This is a genomic window from Streptomyces sp. 150FB, from assembly GCF_000818195.1.
Lineage (GTDB): Bacteria > Actinomycetota > Actinomycetes > Streptomycetales > Streptomycetaceae > Streptomyces.
Genome location: NZ_JTHL01000001.1, coordinates 4,465,531 through 4,487,072, shown reverse-complemented (window position 1 = coordinate 4,487,072; position 21,542 = coordinate 4,465,531). Strand labels below are relative to the sequence as shown.

The following is a 21,542-nucleotide window of genomic DNA, read 5'->3' as shown; positions in this document are numbered from 1 at the left end:
GTGAAGGAAAGCCTCGACCAGGGCCGGCGGGGCCACCTCGCCGACCTGCGTGTTCTCGCGCTCGACCCCCGTTGTCAGACCCGTCTGAGAGGCTTTTATCTCGACTACAGCCGCGCTGACGGTCTTGGGGGGACTCGTGCAAGATTCAACCGAAAAGCTCACTGCTGAGGGCGAGTTGTCGTTCGACCTCACCAGCCGGCCCTGGTTACCGGTGCAACGGGACGACGGGACGCAGGACGAGCTGTCCCTGCGCGAGGTGTTCGCCGAGGCGGGGGCCCTGCGCCGGCTGGTGGGCGACCTCCCCACGCAGGAGTTCGCCCTCCTTCGGCTGCTGCTCGCAGTGGCTCATGACGCCCTCGACGGACCGGGGGACCACGAGAACTGGTCCGAACTCTGGGCGGACCAGGGCTGTTTTGAGCCCGTGGCGGGCTATCTCGACGACCACCGCGAGCGGTTCGACCTGCTCCACCCCGTGGCGCCGTTCTTCCAGGTCGCGGGGTTACGCACAGCGCGGGACGAGGTCTTCTCCCTCAACAGGATCGTGGCCGACGTCCCGAACGGCGAGCCGTTCTTCAGCTCACGCCAACCGACGGTCCGGCGGCTCGACTTCGCCGAGGCGGCCCGCTGGGTCGTGCACGCGCACGCGTACGACACCTCGGGTATCAAGACCGGGGTCGCCGGCGACGACCGGGCCAGGGGCGGCAAGGTGTACCCGCTGGGCGTCGGCTGGGCGGGGACGCTCGGCGGAGTCTTCGCCGAGGGGGACACCCTGCGCGAGACCCTGCTGCTCAACCTGATCGCCTCCGACGCCACCGACGCCATCGGGCCGCTTCGCGGCGACGACCGCCCTGCCTGGCGCCGCCCGCAGTCGGGGCCGGGACCCGGCGCGGCCGGTGGGCGAAGACCCACAGGCGTAAGGGACTTGTACACCTGGCAGACGCGGCGGCTGCGACTGCACTTCGACGCGGAGGGGGCGCACGGCGTGGTCCTCGGGTACGGCGACCCGCTCCCCGCGCACACCATGCGGGGCTCCGAGCCGATGACAGCCTGGCGGCGCAGCAGGGCCCAGGAGAAGAAGCGCGGCGAGGCTCTGGTCTACCTGCCACGTGAGCATGATCCGTCGCGCTCCGCCTGGCGTGGACTGGCCGCACTGATCGCCAACAGGGCGGAGGCCGCGGGGGGTTCCGAGGCGCCGCTGATGCTGCGGCCGGGCGTCTTCGAATGGATCGGCCGGCTGGTGACGGAGGGGGCACTGCGGCCCGGGTTCCTCATCCGGGCCCGGGTCGTCGGTCCGGTCTACGGCACTCAGCAGTCCGTGATCGACGAGATCGTGGACGACCGTCTCACCATGGCGGTCGTCCTGCTGCACGAACGGGATCGCGCGTACGCGCGGCAGGCGATCGGCGCCGTGTCGGACGCGGATGACGCGGTCAGGGCGCTCGGGGATCTCGCGACGGACCTGGCCAGGGCGTCCGGAGGTGATCAGGAGGGCCCCCGCGCCACGGCCCGCGATCTCGGTTTCGGGGCGCTGGACGGCCCGTACCGCGCTTGGCTCGGGAGAGTCGCCGAGGTCGGGGACCCGTACGAGCATCGCAGGACGTGGCAGCGGGAGGCGTACCGCGTGGTGGCCGGGCTCGGCGACCAGTTGATGGCCGACGCGGGGGACGCGGCGTGGCAGGGGCGGATCGTGGAGGCGAAGTACGGCCCGGGGCAGGGCGGGAAGCAGGGCGCGGGGCAGGGCGGGAAGCACGGTGGTAATCAGGGCGGGAAGCAGGGCGGGCTGTGGCTCAACTCCGCGTTGGCCGACCAGTGGTTCCGGGGCCGGCTGGGCAAGGCCCTGAGCGATCCATACTCCGATCGGCCGCCGGGCCCGGTACCGGCGCCGGTGCCCGACCGCGCTCCGGAATCCTCCCCGAGGGTGCCCGTATGACCACCGACCCCGCGCTCGCGACCCCCCAACGGGTCGGATCGATCACCGGGGTGATCATCGGTCCGCTTCAGGAGGACTATCTGGACGACCGGCCGTACGCGGTGGCAGCCCTGGCCCGACTGCGCAGGGGCGCGGGCAAGGAGTTCGCCCAGGTGCCGGACCTGTGGGGGCTGGCCGACACCGCCGCTCTCTACGAACAGCCCCCAGCCCGGAGGCCGTTGAGCGAGGACGAGCTGATCCATGCCGAGGACGCCGTGCATGTGGCCCTGACTCTCTGGGCCCTGCACCAGCAGTCCCGGAGGAAAGCCATGCACCGGTCGGACCGGAACACGGCGCCGATGGGCTTCGGCGCCGCCGTAAGGAGGCTGATGCCGAGGAACGAGATCGACGAACCGGTCCGCAAACGCTTCGTCCGCGTCGGGAACGCACCGGATCTGGCCGCCATGGCCCTGCGGCTGCGGGACGTCGTTCTGCTGCTGCGCCGTGAGGACATCGAGCTGGACTACGTCCTGCTCGCCGAACAGCTCTACCGCTGGCAGGAACCGGGCGGCCGGGACCTCGTGCGCCGCGCCTGGGGCAGGTCGTTCCACGCCTACCGGACCCCCGAGGACAGCGGGACGGACGACTCGCCGACCGACGCCTCCCCCGCCAGCCCGGCTGCCACGGACGCCTCCGCCACCGCAGACGCCACGGACACCATCGACAAGGACGCCTCGTGAACCGCCTCTTCCTCGACGTACACGCCCTCCAGACGGTCCCGCCCAGCAACCTGAACCGTGACGACACCGGTGCCCCGAAATCGGCGGTGTACGGCGGAGTGCCGCGAGCGCGCGTCTCCAGCCAGGCCTGGAAGCGGGCCACCCGCGAGTACTTCGGGGACGAGCACCTTCTCGACCCGAGTGACCTGGGCGTCCGTACGAAGAAGGTCGTCGAGCTCCTCGCCGACCGCATCACCGGCCTCGATCCGGCGCTCCAGGGCCCCGCCCCGCTCCTTCTCGCGGCCGAGGTGATCCTCGCGGCCACCGGTGCCAAGGTCGAGGTCCCGAAGCGGAAGGCCGACGCGGCGAAGGACGGCGGGGACGAACCGGCCCCCGAGTCGAAGTATCTGATGTTCCTCAGCGCCCGGCAGTTGGACGGCCTTGCCGCGCTGGCCGTCGAGGGGGCGGACGACATCAAGTCCTTCCTCAGGGAGCGGGAGAACAAGATCCGTGCCAAGGAGATCGCCGACACCCGTCACTCCGTCGACATCGCGCTGTTCGGCCGTATGGTCGCCGACTCCGCCGACCTCAACGTGGACGCCGCCGTCCAGGTCGCCCACGCCATCAGCGTGCACCGCGTCGAGAACGAGTCGGACTACTACACCGCCGTCGACGACCGGAACAGCGACGCGGAGCCCGGCGCCGGCATGATCGGTACGGTCGACTTCAACTCCGCGACCCTCTACCGCTATGCGGCGCTGGGAGTACGTCAGCTCGCCGCCAACCTGGGTGAGGGCCTGCGCGAGGACGAACCGCTCACCACCCCGGTGCGCCGGGCCGTGGAGGCGTTCCTCCACGGTTTCCTCGCCTCGCTGCCGACCGGAAAGATCAACACCTTCGGCCATCACACACTGCCGGACGCGGTCGTCGTCAAGCTCCGCACCACGCGTCCCATCAGCTTCGCCGGGGCCTTCGAGGAACCCGTGTCCGGCGACCAGGGCGGCGGACATCTGCGAGGGGCCGCTACCCGGCTCGCCGAGTACATCCCGGACATCGAACGCGCCTACGGGGACGCGGAGTCGACGGTCTCCTGGGTGCTGCGGGTCGGTCCGAACACCCAGAAGCTCGCCGCGGTCGGCGAGGACATGCCCAGCCTCACCGCGCTCGTCGCCTCGGTCGGACAGGCGGTCGCCGAGCACCTGGAGAAGCACGTATGAGCGTGCTCACCCTGTGCCTGGCCGGGCCCCTCCAGTCCTGGGGGTCCTCGGCCCGTTTCGTCCGCCGCACCACCGAGGCGGCTCCCACCAAGAGCGGTGTGGTCGGGATGCTCGCGGCGGCCCAGGGGCTGGCCCGGGGGGACGATCGCGGACTGGCGCCGCTCGCCGCGCTGCGCTTCGGTGTACGTATCGATCAACCGGGCACGCGCGTACGGGACTTCCAGACGGCCCACCACGCGGTCACGGACAAGTCCATGCCGCTCTCGGAGCGCTTCTACCTCGCCGACGCGGTGTTCGTCGCGGCCGTCGAGGGCGAGGACGCGCTCATCGGCGCACTCCACACCGCCCTGCGATCCCCGGTCCATCCGCCGTTCCTCGGCCGGCGGTCCTGCCCGCCGGCCCGCCCGGTGGAACTCGGCGTTCACCGCGACCGCGACCTCGACGCGGTGCTGCGCGACGAGCCCTGGCAGGCGTCCCGGTGGTACCAGAGACTCCGCCGTGGCGAGGCGAGGGTGCCCCTGGTGATCATGTGTGAGGCGGAGCGTGGCGCGAGCGGCACGGCGGGAGACGTGCTGCGCGACCAGCCGCTCAGCTTCGCCGCCGAGCACCGGAGACACACCCTGCGCACGGTGATCAGCACCTCGGTGGACGTCCCCAACCCCTGGGCGGCGAGAGGCGTGTCCGCGACCGCCCGGGCCGCCCCGGAGCACGACCCGTTCGGTCATCTGGAAGGAGAAGACGTCTGATGTTCCTGACTCGTTTCCGCGTGAACACTGCGCGCCCGGGGGCCCGGCGGCTGCTCTCCTCACCCCAGTCGGTCCACGCGGCCGTCATGTCGTCCTTCCCCGGCCTGCTGCCCACGGGCACCGAACGCCCCCGGGTGCTGTGGCGCCTCGACCACAACGCGAGGGCCGAGGTCTTCCTGTACGTCGTGAGCCCCGACCGGCCCGATCTCACGCACCTCGTGGAGCAGGCCGGCTGGCCGGCGGCGGCGCTCGACCCCAGCACCCCCGGCTGGCAGAGCCGCCCGTACGCACCCTTCCTCGCGAGCCTCGCCGAGGGCGGCACCTGGGCGTTCCGGCTCACCGCCAACCCGGTGCATCACGTCCGCCGCAAGGACGGCGAACCGACGAAGCGCACCGCCCATCTCACCGCCGTCCACCAGAAGGGATGGCTGCTCGAACGCCAGGAACGCTCAGGCTTCCGCATCGTGGAGAAGCCCGGCGACAAACGGCTTCTGCCGAGCGGTACGACGTACAAGCGCCATCCGCACCACGGCGACCGGCACGAACTGACGGTCGGCGACCAGCGTGCCCCTTCGTTCAGGAAATCCCGGGACGGCCATCCGGGAACGGGCAGGGTGAGCCTGGTGACCGTCACCTTCGACGGCCGCCTCGAAGTCACCGATCCCGAGGCGCTGCGCCGTACGCTCGTCCACGGACTCGGCAAGGCGAAGGCGTACGGCTGCGGCCTGATGACGCTCGCCCCGCTGCCCACCGCGGTCGGGTGAAGGGCTGCACGACGGAGGACAGGCGCTCAGCGGCATCTGCTTCCCGCGCATACGGGGACGGCGGCCGGGGCAGTGTCTCTGCGCGGGACCCGTCCTCGTGGACGCGGGGCCGGTCCCGCTGATCCCCGCCACCACGGGGATGGCCCGCGCGCTCCTCATGAATCGCTCCGACCGCCAGTCTGCTCCCCGTGCACGCGGGGATTTCTGTCAGAGCTTGAACAGCACTCCGCGCCAGGTCCATCCGGCGTCGAGGACCGCTTGCAGGAGGGGATCCCTCATCTCCCGCGTGTCGAAGCGGAACGTCTCGACCTTCTGCCGACGGCCGTCGGCACCCTTCTCGTACGTCCACTGCCGGTAGACGGTGGTCGCCTGCCCGCGCGAGTACTTCCCGTTGGAGTAGTCGACAGTCGACTTGTCCCACCGCTCGTCGAGGGCCCGCACCTCATGAGTGTCCGGGATCAGCCGCATCCGGATCTTGAGGGTCACGCGTACCTCGGGGAGCCGGCACTCCGCCACCAGGTCGGCGCCTTCCTTCGGGGTGCCGGCGCGCACCTCGTACCGTACGTTCGGCCCGTTGAGCGCGAGCAGCGCGGCCCGTACCTCAGCGGCGGAGCGCGGCGCGACACCGCTCTCGGGATGCTTGGTACCGGCCATTTTGTCGAAGAGCCCCATCAGTGCGCCCCCGTCCCGGTCTCCGGGCGCACGGTGCGGACGAAGTCCTGGAATTCCCCGAGGACTTCGTCGTGCTGGGCGGCGGTGGCGGTCAGGGCCAGCCGGATCACCGCCCGCTTGTGCGGATCCGCGACATCCCGCATGGACAGGTACACCTGCGACTGGACGAGGTCACGGCGCGCGCCGGCGACGGCGGCGGCGAAGACCAGCCGCTGGGTCAGGGCGGGCGCGTCGGCTGCACCGACCTCGCGGCGGTCGGTGACCACCGCCGACTCGGCGGCCTCGCGCAGGCGTTCCACCGACTCGTCGGCCAGCTCGGGCAGCGTCGCCGCGTCCGGCCGGTACTCGCCGTCGATGGTGATGTTGGCGGCGAATCCGTCGTCCGGCCGCGGATGGACGGCCGCGAAGGCCACACCCGGGGCGTCGGCGTCTTCCGGAAGCGCGGCCGGGAGCCAGCCCTCCGGCAGGCGGAACTCGATCGGCACGGGCAGTGTCGCGGGCATTTCGACCGCTCCTTCCAGGGGGACGTACATCAGAACCAGCCCCCGACAGTGTCCTTGAGGGAACCGGCGGCGTGACCGACCGATCCGGCCGCATCGCCCACCGCGTCGGCCGCCTGGCCGGCGGCATGGGCCACCTTGCCGGGATCGACGGTGATCTCGAATCCCAGGGAGCCGCCGAGGACGGGGGATGCGCCCACCTTGCCGCCGAGTGTGAACTTACCGTCCTCCTTCGTAAAGCCCCACTTGGCCTCCGCACCGGGACCGGCCCAGCCCTCGGCCGTTCCGCCGAAGCCGATACCGGCGACCTCGGTGCCCCCGGCGACGCCGCCCTTCGCCCCGGCGAACGCGGCGGCGCCGACGGAGATGTCGTCCTTCGTCACTTTGGCGCTGACCGCGCCCTCCGCACCGGCGAAGCCGTCGGCCCTCGCGTAGACGCCGAACGGCCCGTACTCGGCGCGGCCTTCGGTCAAGGCCCGCGCCCCCGCGGAGGCCTCGGCCCTTCCGACGATGCCCTTCCCGGTGAACCCGTAGTTGGCGGTCGCCCGCGCTCCGGCGTAACCGTCGGCGATCCCGGAGAGCTTCATGTTCCCGTTGGTCAGGGTCCCTTGAGCGGTCACATGGCCGAGGTCGGCGAACGCCTTGAGCGAGCCCTCCTTGCCGTACTTGGTGCCACCGGTCGTGAAGCCGACATTGGGTCCGGTGGTGGTGACCGAGCCGTCGGAGATCCACCCGTCGGTCTTCGTACGGGCGTTGGCCGCGGCGTCGGCCTCGTACTTCTCGATGTCGCCCTGGGCCTGGCCGTTGAAGCCGTTGAGGGAGCCGTCGCTGATGTCGGCGTCGATCACCACGGCCTTGAAGGCGGTGTCGACGCCCTTGTCGGCCTCGTCCACGTCCTTCACGAGCTGGTCGATGGTCTGCTGCCAGGAGCTGACGGCCTTGCGGACGCTCTCCTGGTAATCGGGGTCGTGCGCCATGGCGGTACGTACGCCCTGGCTCAGCTTCGTGGTGTCGTACGACACCAGCCCCTGTTCCGACACCTGCATGCCGGCCGTCACGGCGTCCTTCCGGGCGGACTCCAACTTCCCGTGCAGGTCGACGAATTGCGTATGGGCGTCGCGGAGGAGGGAGGCGATCGCCTTCGCCTCGACCTGGGCGGACTGGAACTCTTTGAGCGTGCCGTCGAAGCGCTTGTTGGCGGCGTCCGCGCTGAGGCCCGTCCACGTATCCCCCGCGGATATGCCGTACACGTCGCGCTTGTAGGCGACTTCCTGCTTGTGGAACTCCTTCGCCATACCGTCCCAGCGGTCGGCGGCGGTGGCGAGAGCGGACAGGTCGGTCGTCATGATCTCGTGGTATGCAGGCATGGGTCCCCGTTGTGCCTGGTGGCGTGTGCCCGGCCGGCGTGGCCGGTCATGAGTCCGAGCGGGTGGGTCCGGTCAGTACCCGTCGAGCGGAGAGACCGCGCGCACCCCTGACTGGACTCCCAGGTCGGTGCCGTGCAGTTGGGTGTTGGTGTCGCGGAGGGCCGCCTTCTCGGAGGCGAGACGGTTCATCAGGTTCTGCACCTGGTCACCCCACGTCTTGTGCGCCTTCTTGACCGCACCCGAGGTGAGCCACCCGTGCCCGCCCTTGGCCCCGAACGCCGTTACGGCGGCGCCGGTCTCCACGTCGGCCCAGTCCCCGGCCTTCTTGGTGTCGGGCTCGATGTGGTCCTCGATGGCCTTGGCCGCGGCCTTCTTCTCCGCCGGCGAGGAGGCAAGATCCTTCTGCCCGCCGAGCATCCCCAACGACCCCGTGGACCCTCCGGGATCCCCCGGAAGCTGATTCAGCCGCATCCCCACGGACTGCCCTGTCACGCCGCGCCCCGCCTGTCGGCCCAGACATCTGCCATAGCTCTGCCTCTCCCCGTGAGCCGTCGCATGGCGCAAGTGTTCGCAGCAGCCACACTTATGATCGAGAGGCACAGTAGCGCCCCAAAACCCCGTGATCCATGGCCCGCACAACCGGTGCTGTTGAGTACCCGTACTCATGCCCCCGCCGAAGGCCCGGCCCTGCGCCCCGCCGCCTTTCCGACCGGAACGCCCAGGGGACCCGCCCCCGGAGAACACGAAAGACCAACGCCCACAAGGCATATGAGGCCCAGTCACGGTCGACGCCGAGCGGGAAGCGGAAGGCAGCCCCTGATGCCCCGAGGCGCGGCGAACGTGCCGGCTCAAGCCATATGCGGCGGACACGAGGCCGAAGAAGTTCGCGGAGGACCCCTACTCCCCGCAGCGCGACTCGAAGCGCGCGAAGGGCCGGCAACAGAGCCGCCATGCGCCACGACCTGGCGGTAGGCAGCTCGCACGACCGCGAACCGCCCCGGAAGCCCACGGACCACTACCGGACCAGCGCCCACCCGAGCCCCCGGGGACGGTACGCTGTACCCGCTCCGCCGCTGGTCGGCGGGGCGCGGGTGGGTTGCCCGAGCGGCCTAAGGGAACGGTCTTGAAAACCGTCGTGGCAGCGATGTCACCGTGGGTTCAAATCCCACACCCACCGCAGCAGGTCAGAAGGGGTGTCTCCCGATGGGAGGCGCCCCTTCTGCATGCACCCTGTTTCACTGTTTTCCCCCCGCGGACCAACCTGCATCAGTGTCTGTCCCCCAGGCGTCCCCCAAGAAAAAGAGGCTTTGGGAAGGGTAGACCTATTTATGATCTTCATCCGGCGTTGCTGGTGGGGCCAGGGCGGTCCTGAAGGATGACAGAGTTTGACACGAGTCCTGGCGGCAGAGCCCATTCGATGATGTGGAGGCCGGCCAGTTCGATCAGTTCCTCGGAGAGGCCGAGAAGAGACAGTGGTGTGGCTCCATACCGGTTGAGCCACGCTATGCGCCTGCGCTGTTCCGAGGTCTCCAGGGATGCCCACACATCTATGGAGGCCCCGGGAGGGGTCCCCGGTCGATGTATACGCGTCTGTGTGGTCAGGCTGTGGACGAAGGGCAGTTCGGCCGGATCGCGGGCGAGCGTGACTAGACACCACGCCTCCCTGTAGGAGAGCGACGACCCATGATCGGCCATCAAGCGACGGCTGCGCCAATGCCGAACAGGAGAGAGGAGCCACCGCATGGTCCCGCTCACGGCTTTGCCCGTTGTAGGTCGACGGTAGATGCTCGTGCATCCGCCGGTGAGTATCAACTCGCCCGCTCGTCACGTGCAGAACTGGACTGCTCAAGTTGCAGCTCCCGCTTTCTCTGCTCTTCCTTGAGGCGTTCCACGAACCGGGCGAATTTACGGAGCCGCTCGACCTCCGGCAGGGGGACGGACGAGTCATCGCTCTTGTATTCGTCAAGCATGAATTGGGAAGCATTGTAATGCTTCTCGATGTCATCTGCCGTCGATTGAAGGTTGTACCCACGCTCGCGAAACTTGAAATAGCCAGTGACTCCTGCCGAAATCCCTACGAACGCGCTGAGCGCCGAGGTGGCGACAGAAAGTAAACTGTTACTTCCCTCATTCATGGCGGTGAGGGTGGAAGTCGCGATGGATCCGCTGATAATGATCAGTTGAAAGAAATTGTGGACCCTCCGGTTCTTTCCCGCGCTCTGGCGGTATTGATCGATGAGATCAAGCGAAGCTTCGCGGTAGATACGCAGACCAGACGGTGAGTCAAGTGGAAGTTCGGCGGCTGCCGTCTGTCGATCCTGTAACGCATTGCGCAGCAGGCCGGTCCTGGAAACGATCTTTTTTCGATTCATCCAAAGAATTCGAGTTAATGCGATCCAGGTGCTGACGACAATTAGGAGCCCAGCCCACCTGACCATTCCTGGCTTCGAGGTCCACAATCCAACGATGACCGTATAGCCGAGAAGAAAGGTCAAGCAAATCGCACCCGCCAGGCAGAGAACATAGATTCGCTGGAAGGTGCGAGAGGCTCTGAGGTCATCATCGATTTCATCGAACACTCGAACGCGTTCTCTGTACTTCGCCTGGAGGGCTCTTTCGTGCTCTTCGGATAATTCTACTGGCCTCATGCTGTCTTCCAGGCCATCGTTCCCCGCGCTGCTCGTCACGTATGTCATGACTCTCCGTAAAACCAGAAGTGAGAATGGCAGTCAGGGAGGTTACGGGAAAGGCCGCATGGGCACAATTTTGCCTGGATGCTTATGGTGGCTGAGGTAGCCAATGGGACGGGTGGTGCGGAAGCGAGATAAGGAAAGTAGACTTTCAGTCACAGTGATACCTGAACTGATACACCTCTGAGTCGGGACGGCCGACCGTCCCTGAGTAAACAAGCTAACGCGAGCCTCGGAGCTTTGCGATGAACCAGCGTAGGGACGGTTGCGTACCTTTCTGCACAACCGTCGAACGCGAGTTTGAGCAGTGAGGCACTTGTCGATCGGCCTGGTGCGCCGAAGGCACCACTTCGTGGAGGTGTCCTCCGGGCGCGTGGCTTGGGGCTGACGCGCTCATTCAGCCTGGTCGAGAAATGCTCCTTTCCTCTACCTGCCCTGCCCCAGCGGATTCTGGGCCCGTTGTCCTGGAGAGCTGTTGCGATCAATTGGTTGGCGTGGGCTTGGTGGCCTTGGAGGATCTTGGCGTGGACCTTGTACATCACCGCCAGGCTGTGGCCCGCTCTAGGGGCTACACCGGGGGCTAAGCCCGCTTGGATCCAGAGTGAGATGCCGCGTGTGCCGGAGCGAGTACGGGGACTTCTGCAAGTGGCTACATGGAGTTCTCCTCTGTCACGGGCCGTTGGCGAGCCTCCTTCCGGATCCCGCAGTACTCCGTGGAGCGGACGCGGCCTTCGCGGGCCGCGTGGAACAGACGGTCGTCGCACGAGGCCGTAGCGCTTCTTGTGTTCTCGGAGCAGCCGGACGAGGGCCGGCCGATGGGGATGGGGCGGCTCGTCTTCCGGGCTCGGCGTTTTGAGGCCGCGCTTCTCGTGCGGGCTGCCGTCGTCCGTCCTGCTGAGGCGACCTCGGCGGGCTCTCGGCGAGGAGGAGTTCGCCCCACTCCTCTGTCTCCTTCGGATCCTCAAGTTCAGCGGGAGCTGTTGACTCGGTGGGACAACTGGAGACTTGACGCTCATGAGGGCTACGCCGATCGGGTCCGGGCGGGAATCTCCCTTGCTGCAGCTCTACGCGCACCGGGAAAGGCTCCGCCGGAGTAAGCACTCCGAGGTGGAGATGGTTGCCGAGATGGCTGAGGCTGAGCGAGACCTTCTGCCGTCGGCCGCTTGGCGTGAGGATGACGGCCGGCCACGTGAACCGGGGGTAGTCGACGCTCTGTTTGCCTGCTTGTCTCCTCAGGTGCCCCCCACGGGGGCGCTGCCTCGCCGGTAGAGAGGTGTCCTTGCAGGTCCGCCCCCGGTGCGTCGTGCTCGCCGCTGGCTTGTGGGGGCATTGGCGGCTCTGTTGTGGCTTTGCCGTTTCTTTGCAGCAGTTGGGGGTGCTGCGTCGTCTCTCCACTCGATCCGGAACGTGACCCGCTTGCCGTGGCTTCAGGCCCCTTGGGCGGGTGTTGAGAGAGGGAGATCATGCGCAGAAACTTCATTGCGGCCGTGGCCCTGGCCTTCACCGTGGGATTGATCGGGGCGGCGGTGCCCGCGTTCGCTGACGGGGGCGGGGGCGGGGTCGTCGGCGGCTCGGGCAGTGGTGGGGGCGCGGGTGGTTCGTCAGGCGGCGGGTCTTCCGTGAGCGGTGGGGCGTCGGGCGGTACGACCGGCGGCGGTCTTGGGTTGCCCTCGGGTGGGGGTTCCGCCGGTGGCGGTACGGGCGGTGGCGCCGCTGGTGGGTCCGGCTCCGCCGACGGTGGGGGTGGCGCCTCCGGTGGTACGGGGGGCGGCGAGGCGTCCGCCGGTGGTGGATCCGCGAGTGGTGGCTCCACGGGCTCCGTGAGCGGTGGGCAGGCCGGCTCGGTCACTTCGCCGGTGGCGGGTGCGGGTGCGGGTCAGGTCGCCGTTGTGCCCAAGGGGGCGCCGGACACGGGGGCCTGACCTGTGCACGCGAAACGCGCATCCCTTCTGATTCCGGTCCTGGCCGCCGTCCTGTTGGTCTCCGGATGCGGAGGCGGCTCGGGCTCACCCGGAACGGAGAGCGAGCCGACGAGTGGACCGCCGGCAGCGGGCGCTGCCGCCGCCGATCCGCTTGCCCGATCGGTGCCCGTACGGGTACGGATTCCGAGCATCGGGGTCGACACGCCGGTCATCCAACTCGGCCTGAACGCCGACGACACCGTGCAGGTTCCGCCCATCGAGGCGCATGATTCGGCGGGCTGGTACAAGTCGTCGCCCACGCCGGGTCAGGTGGGGCCCTCGGTGATCCTCGGTCATGTGACGGTGGGGCAGTACGGCGACGGCGTCTTCGTCCACCTGGCACGGCTGAAACGCGGTGACCACATCGACGTACGGCTCAAGGACGGCGTCACCTCCGTCTTCACCGTGGATTCGACGCGGACGGTCGCGAAGGCGAGCTTCCCCACGGACGCCGTCTACGGAGACGCCGACCATCCGGAGTTGAGGCTGATCACCTGCGGTGGTCCCCGTACCACGCAAGGGGGCGCATATCGCGACAATGTGATCGTCTATGCCTCCCTGACCTCCGAGAGCCAGTAGTCCATGAGGCCCGGGCTGGTGGGCTGAGCCTGTCCATCAGCCCGGGGCCCGGCGTGGATCCGACCGAAGACCATGGAGAGTGTTGAGCCGTTCCCGGAAGCGAGCAGCGTCCGAGCTGTTCGCCAGCCTCTACCCGAACCTCGCCGGGTGGTGCAGACGGCTGGTCGACGACGACGAGACGGCGCACGAGATCGCCTCCGAGGCGTTCACGCGTCTGTGGGCACGCTGGACCGAGGTGGAGGAGCCGCGCGGTTTCCTCTACGTCACCGCGGCCAACCTCGTCCGTGACCACTGGCGGAAACTGGAGCGCGAACGCAGAGCCATCCTGCGCGTCACAACGGAGGTTGTCGTGAGCGGCCAGGGCGAGCACCCCGATCCGTCCGTGCGACTGCTCGTACGGACGCTCCCCGAACGGCTGCGCACCCCCGTCCTCCTCTACTACTACGCGGATCTGCCGATCAGGGAGATATCCGCGGTCACCGGGCGGAAGGAAGGCACGATCAGGGCCGACCTCCACGCGGCCAGGGAACTACTGCGCTCCAGACTGGGGGGACACCTTGACCACACACCTTGAGGACCCGGGCGAGGAGCGCGACGACGAACTGGCGGCGCTGCTGGGCCCCAGCCCCACCACGCGGCTGCTGCCACCCCCGTCGGGCGCGTTCGACCGCATCCGCCGCAGGGCGGCGAGGCGCCGAGGGCTGCGCGCGGTCGCCGTCGGGGGAGGGTTGGCCCTCGCCGCGGCGGCCGTCGCGGGACCGCTGTACTTCATGGGTACGACGGCACACCCGGCCCCCGCCCCGCCGCTCGCGCCCCCGGCCACGAGCTCCAGGACACCGTCGGCGCCGCCGAGTCCTTCTCCCACCGCGTCCAACGCGACGCCGGAACGCTCCCGTACGACGGGCACTTCGGGGAGCCCCGAGGACGGAAGCGGCACCGTAGGTGGAGCGAACAGCGGAGCGACCGACGGAGCGACCGACGGCGGCGGCACCTGGGGAGGTGCAACGGGCACGGGCGAGTCGGGGGGCGGAACCAGCGGCACAGGAGGCTCCTCGGGAGCGACGACCGGAACAACAACGACAGGGGAGACGACTGGAACGACCTCGGCCGGAACCCCAGCCGGAACCTCGGCCGGAGGCGCCGCAGGTGGCGCCCCCGGAGGAACGGACGGCGGAGACTCGGTCAGCGGCGGCACGCTCAGCGGAGGGACGGCCGGAGGTTCGGGAGGTGCCTCGGGCGGCGGCGCGCAGGGGGGCCCGCCGCCGGGGTGAGGCGGGCCCGGTCGGCCTCGCGGATGTACGAGGCCATCGTCCCGGGCGCGTTCGGTCACCGCTCAAGCGCTCACGTACTCAAGTGCCCAAGTGCCCAAGTACGCGTCCAGCGGGGTCCAGGTGGTCGTGTCCTACAGTTCGGCCAGTTCGGCCCCGCGTACGAGGCCCAGCCGCTCGCCAGGTGCCAGGTGCCAGGTGCCGGGTGCCAGGTGCCGCGTGATGGCTGATGGCTGATGGCTGATGAGGAAGGAGAACCCCGTGGAGCAAGTTCTGGATCTCTGTCGGCATGGGCTCGGTGCCGTGCCCGAGGCTGTCTGGGAGCGGGTGGATCTCGCCGTGCTCATCCTGGCGGACAACAAGCTGCGGGACCTCTCGCCCCTGATCGCGCGCCTTCAGCGACTGCACACCCTGGATCTGGGCCACAACGAGCTGACCACCGTGCCCGGTGAACTGGGTGAACTGGGCGGTCTCACACAGTTCCTCTACCTGCACGAGAACCGGCTCTCCGCGCTTCCACCCGCCCTCACGCGCCTGACCCGATTGCGCTACCTCAACGTCGGTGGCAACAGCATCGCCGAACTCCCCGACAGCATCGGCGAGATGGCGGGTCTCATCGAACTGAGGGCGCAGCACAACCGACTCGCCGCGCTCCCCGAGTCGATCGGCCGGCTGGGCCGGCTGCGGGAGTTGTGGCTGCGCGGGAACGCGCTGGCCGGGCTGCCGCGCGCCGTCGCCGGCCTGCGGGAGCTGCGGCACCTGGACCTGCGGGAGAACCTGCTGACCGAGGTCCCAGCGCCGTTGGCCGGTCTGCCGCTCCTGCGCCGGATCGACCTGCGGAGCAACCGGATCCGCGTCCTGCCCGACTGGCTCACCAGGATGCCCGCTCTGGAGAAGCTGGACCTGCGGTGGAACGACATCGAGTACGCGCCGGGGCTGCTCGCCGCGCTCGAGTCGCGCGGCTGCGTCGTCCTGCGCTGAGGGCAGCGGGCTGCCACACTGGGGCCGATGAGGCCCGGGATGGAGCGCAGCGGCGGTCGTTCGCCTCGGCGCGTGTGGTACGTCTCGTACGGCTCCAACACGCACCTCGAACGGCTGGCCCGTTACATCGTGGGCGGGCGTCCCCCCGGCGGCGCCATGGCGTACCCCGGGTGCCGGGACCGGCGGATGCCCGAGCGCTCTGTCCCCGTACGGCTCGACGGGGTGATGTACTTCGCCACCGAGTCGGCCGTCTGGACGGGAGGCCGCGCGTTCTACGATCCGGACGCGCGAGCGGCCGGGCCCGGACCGTCGTGTGTGCTGGCGCGGGCGCACCTTGTCACTGTCGGGCAGTTCTCCGACATCGCAGCGCAGGAGATGTACCGGGAGCCCGGCGCCGATCTCGATCTGACCGAGGTCCTGAGCGAGGGCCGCGCCGCGCTCGGCGAGGGACGGTACGAGACGCTGGTGCGCGCGGGCGTGCTCGACGGGTTTCCGCTGCTCACCTTCACCGCGCCGTGGGGCGTCGGCGACGTCGAGTGGAACCCGCCCTCCGCGCCCTACCTCGCCCACCTCTCCGCCGGTCTGCTGGAAGCCGGCCCCTGGGACATCGCGGCCGTCGCCGACTACCTCGCGGCGTGTCCGGGCGCGTCGGGACGGTGGAGCGCGCGGGAGATCCGGGATCTTCCGCGTACCGGCTGAGTACGTACGCCGGACCCCGGGCGCCGCGTCAGTCGTACGGCCCTCACGGCCCTGCCGTGAGGCGGGCGGCCGAGGCGATCGTCGCGCGGGCTTCCTGCTCGCCCAGCCCCGTGCGTACCGCAGCGGCCACAAGGTCCTCCGCCAGGGTCGCGCCGAAGCCGTGTTCGTACGCGCGGCAAGCCGCCCAGAACAGGCGGGTGTTGCGCTGCCCCTCGTGCGCCGCGAGCACGAACTGGACCAGTCCGTGCCCCTGCGCCGGCCCGCTCCCGGCCCCCGCGGAGGTGTGCGGCCGCGCGGGCGGAGTGATCAGGCGCAGGAGAGCGCGCGGGCAGGGCGCGGGTGAGAGTTCGGCCGTGCCGGGGACCAGCCGGTACGCGCCGCGCGCCGTCACCGAGCCCGGGCCCACGAGGTAGCCGCCGGAGCCGCGTACGTCGATGCCGGGGGCGAGACGGCCGGCCGAGTTGGGCACGACGACGTTCGGGGGCCCCTTGAGCCAGATGTGGCGGCCGCCGCTCGGGGTCAGGACGGTGACGGTCTCCGGGAGCGTGAACAGGTGCTGGAGCGCAATCTGCTGGAGCGCGACGACGGACGCGGGCGGCGAGTCGAGCGGCGAGTCCGGGCGGGAGCCGGGGCGCGCGCCGAAGGGCGGGGGGTACGTGCCGCTCGCGTCGGCCGTCGGCGTGATGTCGAGGTCTATGCCGATCAGGTGGTGCGGCGCCCGGCCGCACGCGATGCCGTAGCCGGTGGCCCAGGGCGCGGCCGCGAACAGGGCCCGTACGGCGCCCGGGTCGGTCGTGGCGTCGTGCACGCCGTGACCTGGCAGTCCGCACTCCCCGCGGCAGAGCGAAGGCTCGGGCTCGTCGTGGTGGGGGGAGCGCAGAGCCGGGAGCTTCGTCGGGGACAGCGGGAAGACGGGGAGCCCGCGCTCGGCGGCGAGCAGCGCGTGAGCGAGGGCCGGGGTGGCGGCGTGCCGGGTGGTGGTGGCCATGGGTCTATGTTCGCACAAGCGTTCGAAGAACGGGAGGGGGGAGCGGCCGGAGAGGGGCGGACCGGGGAAGTGCTGGAACGCTTCATCCCTTGCCGCGCTTGGCCCCTTGCGTGCAAAGGGGTGAAGTGTCCTTTTGGGGGCGTGAAGCGGGTTTATCGACATGTCATCACGCTTGCGAGGGAATCGGGCCGTCCGGGGTGGTACGCGTCGGATTCGGTGGGCAATCCTTGGAGCGCGACGTCGAGAGAACGACCGAGGTGGCCGGCCAACTGCCTTGGTAAAAGCCGAAGTTCCCAGCCATAACTGTGTACGTCACGTTCCTGGAGGAAAAGACATGGCAAGCATCCGTACCGCCCGCGTCATCGCCGCTGTCGCCGCCCTGCCCCTCGCCGCGGCGCTGTTCGCCGGGGTGGCTCAGGCCGACAACGGCTCCATTGCGGACGACGGATCGAACGCGACCGTGGCAACGGTCAGCGGCAGTGGCGTGGGTGACAACAATCTGGGCAATTCGACCACCACGCAGCAGGTGGCCACAGGAGCAGGTGCGTCCAATCAGAACAACACGGCGAGCGTGGTCGGTTCCCGCTTCACCTCCATCGACCAGGGCAACCAGAACATCGCGCTGACGTTCACAAAGCTTTGGTGAGAGGCGGCCCGAAGGGGGGTTGTGAGCCAAGGGGTGAATGACAGCCTGCGCGGCGGCACTTCGGTGCCGTCGCGTGGGCCGTTCGCGCGCGGCGCGGCCGTACGGCCGGGTGCCCTCGGTGGTACGGGCGCCGTCGTGCGGGCGTCCTTCCGGCGGCCCCCGGTGGTCGTACGTCTCCCACGCACCGCTCCCGCCGGCCGCCCGGCGCCCGCCGCGACCGCTCCGACCTGCGAAGAACGCGTGCGCGGGGTCACTCGTACGGATGTTGCTCCAGGGGTCACCCTGAGGGCCCGGCCACCCCCTCCTCCACCCTCAGGAGGTGGAGCCAGCACCCCCTCTACACCCTGAGGCGGACAAAGCTTCGGGACCTGCGGTCGATCCCCTCGGCCAGGGGTCGCTCCTAGCGTGGAGTCATGACCACGCCTGTCTGCGCGAGTGCCTCCACAGCCGTCAAAACGGCCTCGTACACCCACTCCTCCTATGCGCCCCACTCCCCCTACGTGCCCCAGGCTTCGCGCGCGCCCCACGCGCCGTATGCGTCCTTCTCGTCGTACGTACGGGCGCGGGGGCCCGTGCTGCTGCGTACCGCCCGCTCGCTGACCGCCAATCCGTGCGACGCCGAGGATCTGCTTCAGACGGCTCTCACCAAGACGTACGTCGCCTGGGACCGGATCGAGGACCACCGCGCCCTCGACGGTTACGTGCGCCGCGCCCTCGTGAACACGCGTACCTCGCAGTGGCGCAAGCGCAAGGTCGACGAGTTCGCCTGCGACGAGCTGCCCGAGTCGTCCGACGCGCCCGCGCCCGACCCCGCCGAGCAGCAGGTCCTGCACGACGCGATGTGGCGCGCGGTGATGCGGCTGCCGGACCGCCAGCGGGCGATGGTCGTCCTCCGGTACTACGAGGATCTCAGCGAGGTGCAGACGGCGGAGCTGCTGGACGTCTCGGTCGGTACGGTCAAGAGCGCGGTGTCGCGGGCGCTCGGGAAGCTCCGCGAGGACCCGGAGCTGTCACCCGTTCGCTGACCTGTCCGCCGGCCTTCCGCCCTCGCTCGCCCTCGCTCCACGCCCTCCGTCCATGCTGGCCCTCCACGCTCGCTCTCGACGCTTGCTTCCCCCGGTAGTGACATACCGAGCGGTACGTGCGCAGAATCCTCGGCAAGGATCGAAGACCGCGCAGTGCTATCGCCCCCGGGAGGACGCCGTGCTGAGCACCATGCAGGACGTACCGCTGACTGTGACCCGCATCCTGCGCCACGGGATGACCGTCCACGGAAAGTCGCAGATCACGACCTGGACGGGCGAAGACGGGCCGCGGCGCCGCAGCTTCGCCGAGGTCGGCGCCCGTGCGACCCGGCTCGCGAGCGCGCTCCGCGACGAGTTGGGCGTCGCGGACGACGAACGTGTCGCCACCCTCATGTGGAACAATTCGGACCACGTTGAGATCTACCTCGCGATCCCTTCCATGGGTGCGATTCTCCACACGCTCAACATCCGCCTCCCCGTCGACCAGTTGGTCTGGATCGTCAATCACGCCGCCGACCGCGTGGTCGTCGTGAACGGTTCGCTCCTGCCGCTCCTCGCGCCGCTGCTCCCGCACCTGCCGACGATCGAGCACGTCATCGTCTCCGGCCCCGGCGACCGCACGCTCCTCGAAGGCCGGTCCGGGTTTCAGGTCCATGAGTACGAGGAACTGCTCGCCGCCGCGCTCCCCAGCTACGACTGGCCCGAGCTCGACGAGCGGGCCGCAGCCGCGATGTGTTACACCTCCGGCACCACCGGGGACCCCAAGGGGGTGCTCTTCTCGCACCGTTCGATCTATCTGCACTCCATGCAGATAAACACGGTGGAGTCGATGGGACTCACGAACAGTGACACCTCACTGGTCGTAGTGCCCCAATTTCACGTAAATTCCTGGGGTTTGCCGCACGCCGCCTTTATGAGCGGCGTGAACATGCTGATGCCGGACCGTTTCCTCCAGGCCGCCCCGCTCGCCGACATGATCGAGCGGGAGAAGCCCACGCACGCCGCCGCCGTCCCGACCATCTGGCAGGCCCTGCTCGCCGAGGTCACGGCCCGCCCGCGCGATCTCAGCTCCATGAAGCGGGTCACCATCGGCGGCTCGGCCTGTCCGCCCGCGCTGATGCGGGCGTACGACAAGCTCGGCGTACGGCTCGACCACGCCTGGGGCATGACGGAGACCTCACCGGTGGGTACGGTGGCCCACCCGCCCGCCGGACTCACCGCCGAGGAGGAGTTCGAGTACCGCGTCACCCAGGGCCGCCTCCCCGCAGGGGTCGAGGCGCGGCTCGCCGGTCCCGAGGGCGGCTTCCTGCCCTGGGACAACGAGTCGGCCGGCGAACTGGAGGTACGCGGCCCCTGGGTCGCGGCGGCGTACTACGGAGGCGCGGCCGGCGAGCCGTTCAGGCCCGAGGACCGGTTCTCGCCCGACGGGTGGCTGCGTACCGGGGATGTCGGCGTGATCAGCCCGGATGGGTACCTCACCCTCACCGACCGGGCCAAGGACGTCATCAAGTCCGGGGGCGAGTGGATCTCCAGCGTCGAGCTGGAGAACGTACTGATGGCGCACCCGGCGGTCGCCGAGGCCGCCGTGGTCGCCGTACCGGACGAGAAGTGGGGCGAACGGCCGCTCGCCACCGTCGTGTTCAAGGACGGCGAGTCCGCCGACTTCGCGACGCTCAAGGGATTCCTGGCCGAGAAGATCGCCAAGTGGCAGTTGCCCGAGCGGTGGACGGTTGCGGACGCGGTGCCGAAGACGAGCGTCGGGAAGTTCGACAAGAAGGTGATCCGCGGGCGGTACGCGGACGGGGAGCTGGACGTCACCGAGGTGTAGGCGGGTGCGGGTGTGGCGTGTGTACGTGTGGCGGTGAGCCGCAGGGGTACGGCGGCGGGGGCACGGTCGCCCGCCGCCCGGTGGCCGCCGCCCGCCGTCCTTGGTCGCCGCGCCGTCAGTTGGTCCCTATCTTCGCCAGCAGTTCGACGATCCGGGACTGCACGTCGTCGGTGGTCGAGCGCTCGGCGAGGAAGAGCACCGTCTCTCCCGAGGTGAGCCGCGACAGCTCCGCGTCCTCCATGCCGACCGAGGTGTAGACGACCAGCGGCGTCCGGTTCAACTGGCCGTTCGACCGGAGCCAGTCGATGATTCCCGCGCGCCTCCTGCGTACCTGCATCAGGTCCATGACCACCAGGTTCGGCCGCATCTGCGCGGCGAGCGTGACGGCTTCGTTGTCCGTGCCGGCCCGGGCGACCTGCATGCCGCGCCGCTCCAGCGTCGCCGTCAGCGCGAGCGCGATCTCCTCGTGCTCCTCGATCAGCAGGACCCGCGAAGGGTGCTGCTCGCTGTCGCGCGGAGCGAGCGCCTTGAGGAGGACGGCGGGGTCAGCGCCGTACGCCGCTTCGCGTGTCGCCTGCCCGAGGCCGGCCGTGACCAGTACGGGGACCTCGGCGGCGACGGCGGCCTGGCGCAGCGACTGGAGCGCCGTGCGGGTGATCGGCCCCGTCAGCGGGTCGACGAACAGGGCTGCGGGGAACGCCGCGATCTGGGCGTCGACCTCCTCGCGGGAGTGCACCACCACCGGGCGGTAGCCGCGGTCGCTCAGCGCCTGCGACGTCGAGACGTCGGGCGCCGGCCAGACCAGCAGCCTGCGCGGGTTGTCGAGCGGCTCCGGGGGCAGCTCGTCGTCGACGGGCCGGGGCTGGGGGCGGTTGGCGACCTCGACGGCGCCGCCGGGGCCGTCCAGCGGCTGAGGGCCCTCGGCGCCCTCGTCGGGCGCCCCTATCGCGTACGAACGTCCCTCGGAGTGGATGCCGGCGAGC

At 69.6% G+C, this 21,542-nt stretch carries 19 protein-coding genes, 1 tRNA gene and 1 pseudogene; 14 read left to right on the top strand and 7 right to left on the bottom strand.

Annotated features, from left to right (window positions below; translation table 11 throughout):
• The first annotated feature begins 136 nt into the window (after positions 1–136).
• Genes casA through cas6e form a run of 5 tightly spaced genes read left to right on the top strand, consistent with a single transcriptional unit; the run spans position 137 to position 5,355 of the window.
• On the top strand, positions 137–1,930 hold the full coding sequence (casA, locus tag QR77_RS19150; protein ID WP_040023132.1) for a type I-E CRISPR-associated protein Cse1/CasA: 1,794 nt from the start codon (positions 137–139) through the stop codon (positions 1,928–1,930).
• Positions 1,927–2,649: a type I-E CRISPR-associated protein Cse2/CasB gene (gene casB / locus QR77_RS19145; protein ID WP_040023131.1), complete on the top strand. Its 723-nt coding sequence runs from the start codon at positions 1,927–1,929 to the stop codon at positions 2,647–2,649. The genes casA and casB overlap by 4 nt, the downstream gene beginning before the upstream one ends.
• Entirely contained in the window at positions 2,646–3,845 is a 1,200-nt protein-coding gene (cas7e, locus tag QR77_RS19140) for a type I-E CRISPR-associated protein Cas7/Cse4/CasC (RefSeq protein ID WP_040023130.1), read from the top strand. Before casB ends, cas7e begins: the two co-directional genes overlap by 4 nt.
• On the top strand, positions 3,842–4,591 hold the full coding sequence (gene cas5e, locus QR77_RS19135) for a type I-E CRISPR-associated protein Cas5/CasD (protein ID WP_040023129.1): 750 nt from the start codon (positions 3,842–3,844) through the stop codon (positions 4,589–4,591). Before cas7e ends, cas5e begins: the two co-directional genes overlap by 4 nt.
• Positions 4,591–5,355, top strand: coding sequence for a type I-E CRISPR-associated protein Cas6/Cse3/CasE (cas6e, locus tag QR77_RS19130; RefSeq protein ID WP_040023128.1), 765 nt, complete (start codon positions 4,591–4,593; stop codon positions 5,353–5,355). Before cas5e ends, cas6e begins: the two co-directional genes overlap by 1 nt.
• Positions 5,356–5,562: 207 nt before the next feature.
• On the opposite strand, the gene QR77_RS19125 is transcribed toward cas6e, so the two are convergent.
• From QR77_RS19125 to QR77_RS19110, 4 genes are all read right to left on the bottom strand, one after another.
• Positions 5,563–6,027 carry a hypothetical protein gene (locus QR77_RS19125; protein WP_040023127.1) on the bottom strand — a complete coding sequence of 155 codons (465 nt, stop codon included), beginning with the start codon at positions 6,025–6,027 and terminating at the stop codon, positions 5,563–5,565.
• On the bottom strand, positions 6,027–6,530 hold the full coding sequence (locus tag QR77_RS19120) for a hypothetical protein (protein WP_040028268.1): 504 nt from the start codon (positions 6,528–6,530) through the stop codon (positions 6,027–6,029). Before QR77_RS19120 ends, QR77_RS19125 begins: the two co-directional genes overlap by 1 nt.
• 29 nt (positions 6,531–6,559) lie before the next feature.
• Positions 6,560–7,873 carry a hypothetical protein gene (locus tag QR77_RS19115; RefSeq protein WP_236710737.1) on the bottom strand — a complete coding sequence of 438 codons (1,314 nt, stop codon included), beginning with the start codon at positions 7,871–7,873 and terminating at the stop codon, positions 6,560–6,562.
• A gap of 93 nt (positions 7,874–7,966) precedes the next feature.
• Positions 7,967–8,311 (bottom strand): hypothetical protein, encoded by a 345-nt coding sequence (locus QR77_RS19110; RefSeq protein ID WP_236711126.1) that lies wholly within the window; start codon positions 8,309–8,311, stop codon positions 7,967–7,969.
• Between the two features lie 673 nt (positions 8,312–8,984).
• Here QR77_RS19110 and QR77_RS19105 point away from each other — a divergent pair.
• Positions 8,985–9,071, top strand: a tRNA-Ser gene (locus tag QR77_RS19105).
• Positions 9,072–9,702: 631 nt separating this feature from the next.
• Here the strand turns inward: QR77_RS19105 and QR77_RS43775 are convergent.
• Positions 9,703–10,590 carry a DUF4231 domain-containing protein gene (locus tag QR77_RS43775; RefSeq protein ID WP_078876877.1) on the bottom strand — a complete coding sequence of 296 codons (888 nt, stop codon included), beginning with the start codon at positions 10,588–10,590 and terminating at the stop codon, positions 9,703–9,705.
• A 1,967-nt stretch (positions 10,591–12,557) separates the two neighbouring features.
• On the opposite strand from QR77_RS43775, the gene QR77_RS19095 reads away from it, so the two are divergent.
• From QR77_RS19095 to QR77_RS19080, 5 genes are all read left to right on the top strand, one after another.
• On the top strand, positions 12,558–13,124 hold the full coding sequence (locus QR77_RS19095) for a class F sortase (protein ID WP_236711125.1): 567 nt from the start codon (positions 12,558–12,560) through the stop codon (positions 13,122–13,124).
• A gap of 82 nt (positions 13,125–13,206) precedes the next feature.
• Positions 13,207–13,698 (top strand): RNA polymerase sigma factor, encoded by a 492-nt coding sequence (locus QR77_RS19090; RefSeq protein ID WP_040023125.1) that lies wholly within the window; start codon positions 13,207–13,209, stop codon positions 13,696–13,698.
• Positions 13,682–14,395 carry a hypothetical protein gene (locus QR77_RS46010; RefSeq protein ID WP_150130413.1) on the top strand — a complete coding sequence of 238 codons (714 nt, stop codon included), beginning with the start codon at positions 13,682–13,684 and terminating at the stop codon, positions 14,393–14,395. Before QR77_RS19090 ends, QR77_RS46010 begins: the two co-directional genes overlap by 17 nt.
• A 258-nt stretch (positions 14,396–14,653) precedes the next feature.
• On the top strand, positions 14,654–15,373 hold the full coding sequence (locus tag QR77_RS19085) for a leucine-rich repeat domain-containing protein (RefSeq protein WP_236710736.1): 720 nt from the start codon (positions 14,654–14,656) through the stop codon (positions 15,371–15,373).
• 27 nt (positions 15,374–15,400) lie between these two features.
• Positions 15,401–16,072 (top strand): histone deacetylase, encoded by a 672-nt coding sequence (locus QR77_RS19080; protein WP_236710734.1) that lies wholly within the window; start codon positions 15,401–15,403, stop codon positions 16,070–16,072.
• Between the two features lie 43 nt (positions 16,073–16,115).
• On the opposite strand, the gene QR77_RS19075 is transcribed toward QR77_RS19080, so the two are convergent.
• Positions 16,116–17,060: a bifunctional DNA primase/polymerase gene (locus tag QR77_RS19075; RefSeq protein WP_040023122.1), complete on the bottom strand. Its 945-nt coding sequence runs from the start codon at positions 17,058–17,060 to the stop codon at positions 16,116–16,118.
• A 334-nt stretch (positions 17,061–17,394) separates the two neighbouring features.
• On the opposite strand from QR77_RS19075, the gene QR77_RS19070 reads away from it, so the two are divergent.
• From QR77_RS19070 to QR77_RS19060, 3 genes are all read left to right on the top strand, one after another.
• A complete protein-coding gene (locus tag QR77_RS19070; RefSeq protein WP_040023121.1) occupies positions 17,395–17,706 on the top strand; it encodes a hypothetical protein in 312 nt (103 codons plus the stop codon).
• Between the two features lie 413 nt (positions 17,707–18,119).
• Positions 18,120–18,731, top strand: coding sequence for a SigE family RNA polymerase sigma factor (locus QR77_RS19065; protein ID WP_040023120.1), 612 nt, complete (start codon positions 18,120–18,122; stop codon positions 18,729–18,731).
• Positions 18,732–18,909: 178 nt separating this feature from the next.
• A complete protein-coding gene (locus QR77_RS19060; protein WP_040023118.1) occupies positions 18,910–20,559 on the top strand; it encodes a long-chain fatty acid--CoA ligase in 1,650 nt (549 codons plus the stop codon).
• Positions 20,560–20,674: 115 nt separating this feature from the next.
• On the opposite strand, the pseudogene QR77_RS19055 reads toward QR77_RS19060, so the two are convergent.
• A pseudogene (locus tag QR77_RS19055) lies at positions 20,675–21,542 on the bottom strand (response regulator); the annotation flags it as partial.

What these genes read in the sequence shown, in the direction of transcription:
- QR77_RS19075 (WP_040023122.1), bottom strand. Translation starts at nt 17,060, where the DNA reads ATGGCCACCACCACCCGGCACGCCGCCACCCCGGCCCTCGCTCACGCG.
- QR77_RS43775 (WP_078876877.1), bottom strand. Translation starts at nt 10,590, where the DNA reads ATGACATACGTGACGAGCAGCGCGGGGAACGATGGCCTGGAAGACAGC.
- cas5e (WP_040023129.1), top strand. Translation starts at nt 3,842, where the DNA reads ATGAGCGTGCTCACCCTGTGCCTGGCCGGGCCCCTCCAGTCCTGGGGG.
- QR77_RS19065 (WP_040023120.1), top strand. Translation starts at nt 18,120, where the DNA reads ATGACCACGCCTGTCTGCGCGAGTGCCTCCACAGCCGTCAAAACGGCC.
- QR77_RS19110 (WP_236711126.1), bottom strand. Translation starts at nt 8,311, where the DNA reads ATGCTCGGCGGGCAGAAGGATCTTGCCTCCTCGCCGGCGGAGAAGAAG.
- QR77_RS19125 (WP_040023127.1), bottom strand. Translation starts at nt 6,027, where the DNA reads ATGGGGCTCTTCGACAAAATGGCCGGTACCAAGCATCCCGAGAGCGGT.
- QR77_RS19120 (WP_040028268.1), bottom strand. Translation starts at nt 6,530, where the DNA reads ATGCCCGCGACACTGCCCGTGCCGATCGAGTTCCGCCTGCCGGAGGGC.
- casB (WP_040023131.1), top strand. Translation starts at nt 1,927, where the DNA reads ATGACCACCGACCCCGCGCTCGCGACCCCCCAACGGGTCGGATCGATC.
- cas6e (WP_040023128.1), top strand. Translation starts at nt 4,591, where the DNA reads ATGTTCCTGACTCGTTTCCGCGTGAACACTGCGCGCCCGGGGGCCCGG.
- QR77_RS19080 (WP_236710734.1), top strand. Translation starts at nt 15,401, where the DNA reads ATGAGGCCCGGGATGGAGCGCAGCGGCGGTCGTTCGCCTCGGCGCGTG.
- QR77_RS19070 (WP_040023121.1), top strand. Translation starts at nt 17,395, where the DNA reads ATGGCAAGCATCCGTACCGCCCGCGTCATCGCCGCTGTCGCCGCCCTG.
- QR77_RS19115 (WP_236710737.1), bottom strand. Translation starts at nt 7,873, where the DNA reads ATGACGACCGACCTGTCCGCTCTCGCCACCGCCGCCGACCGCTGGGAC.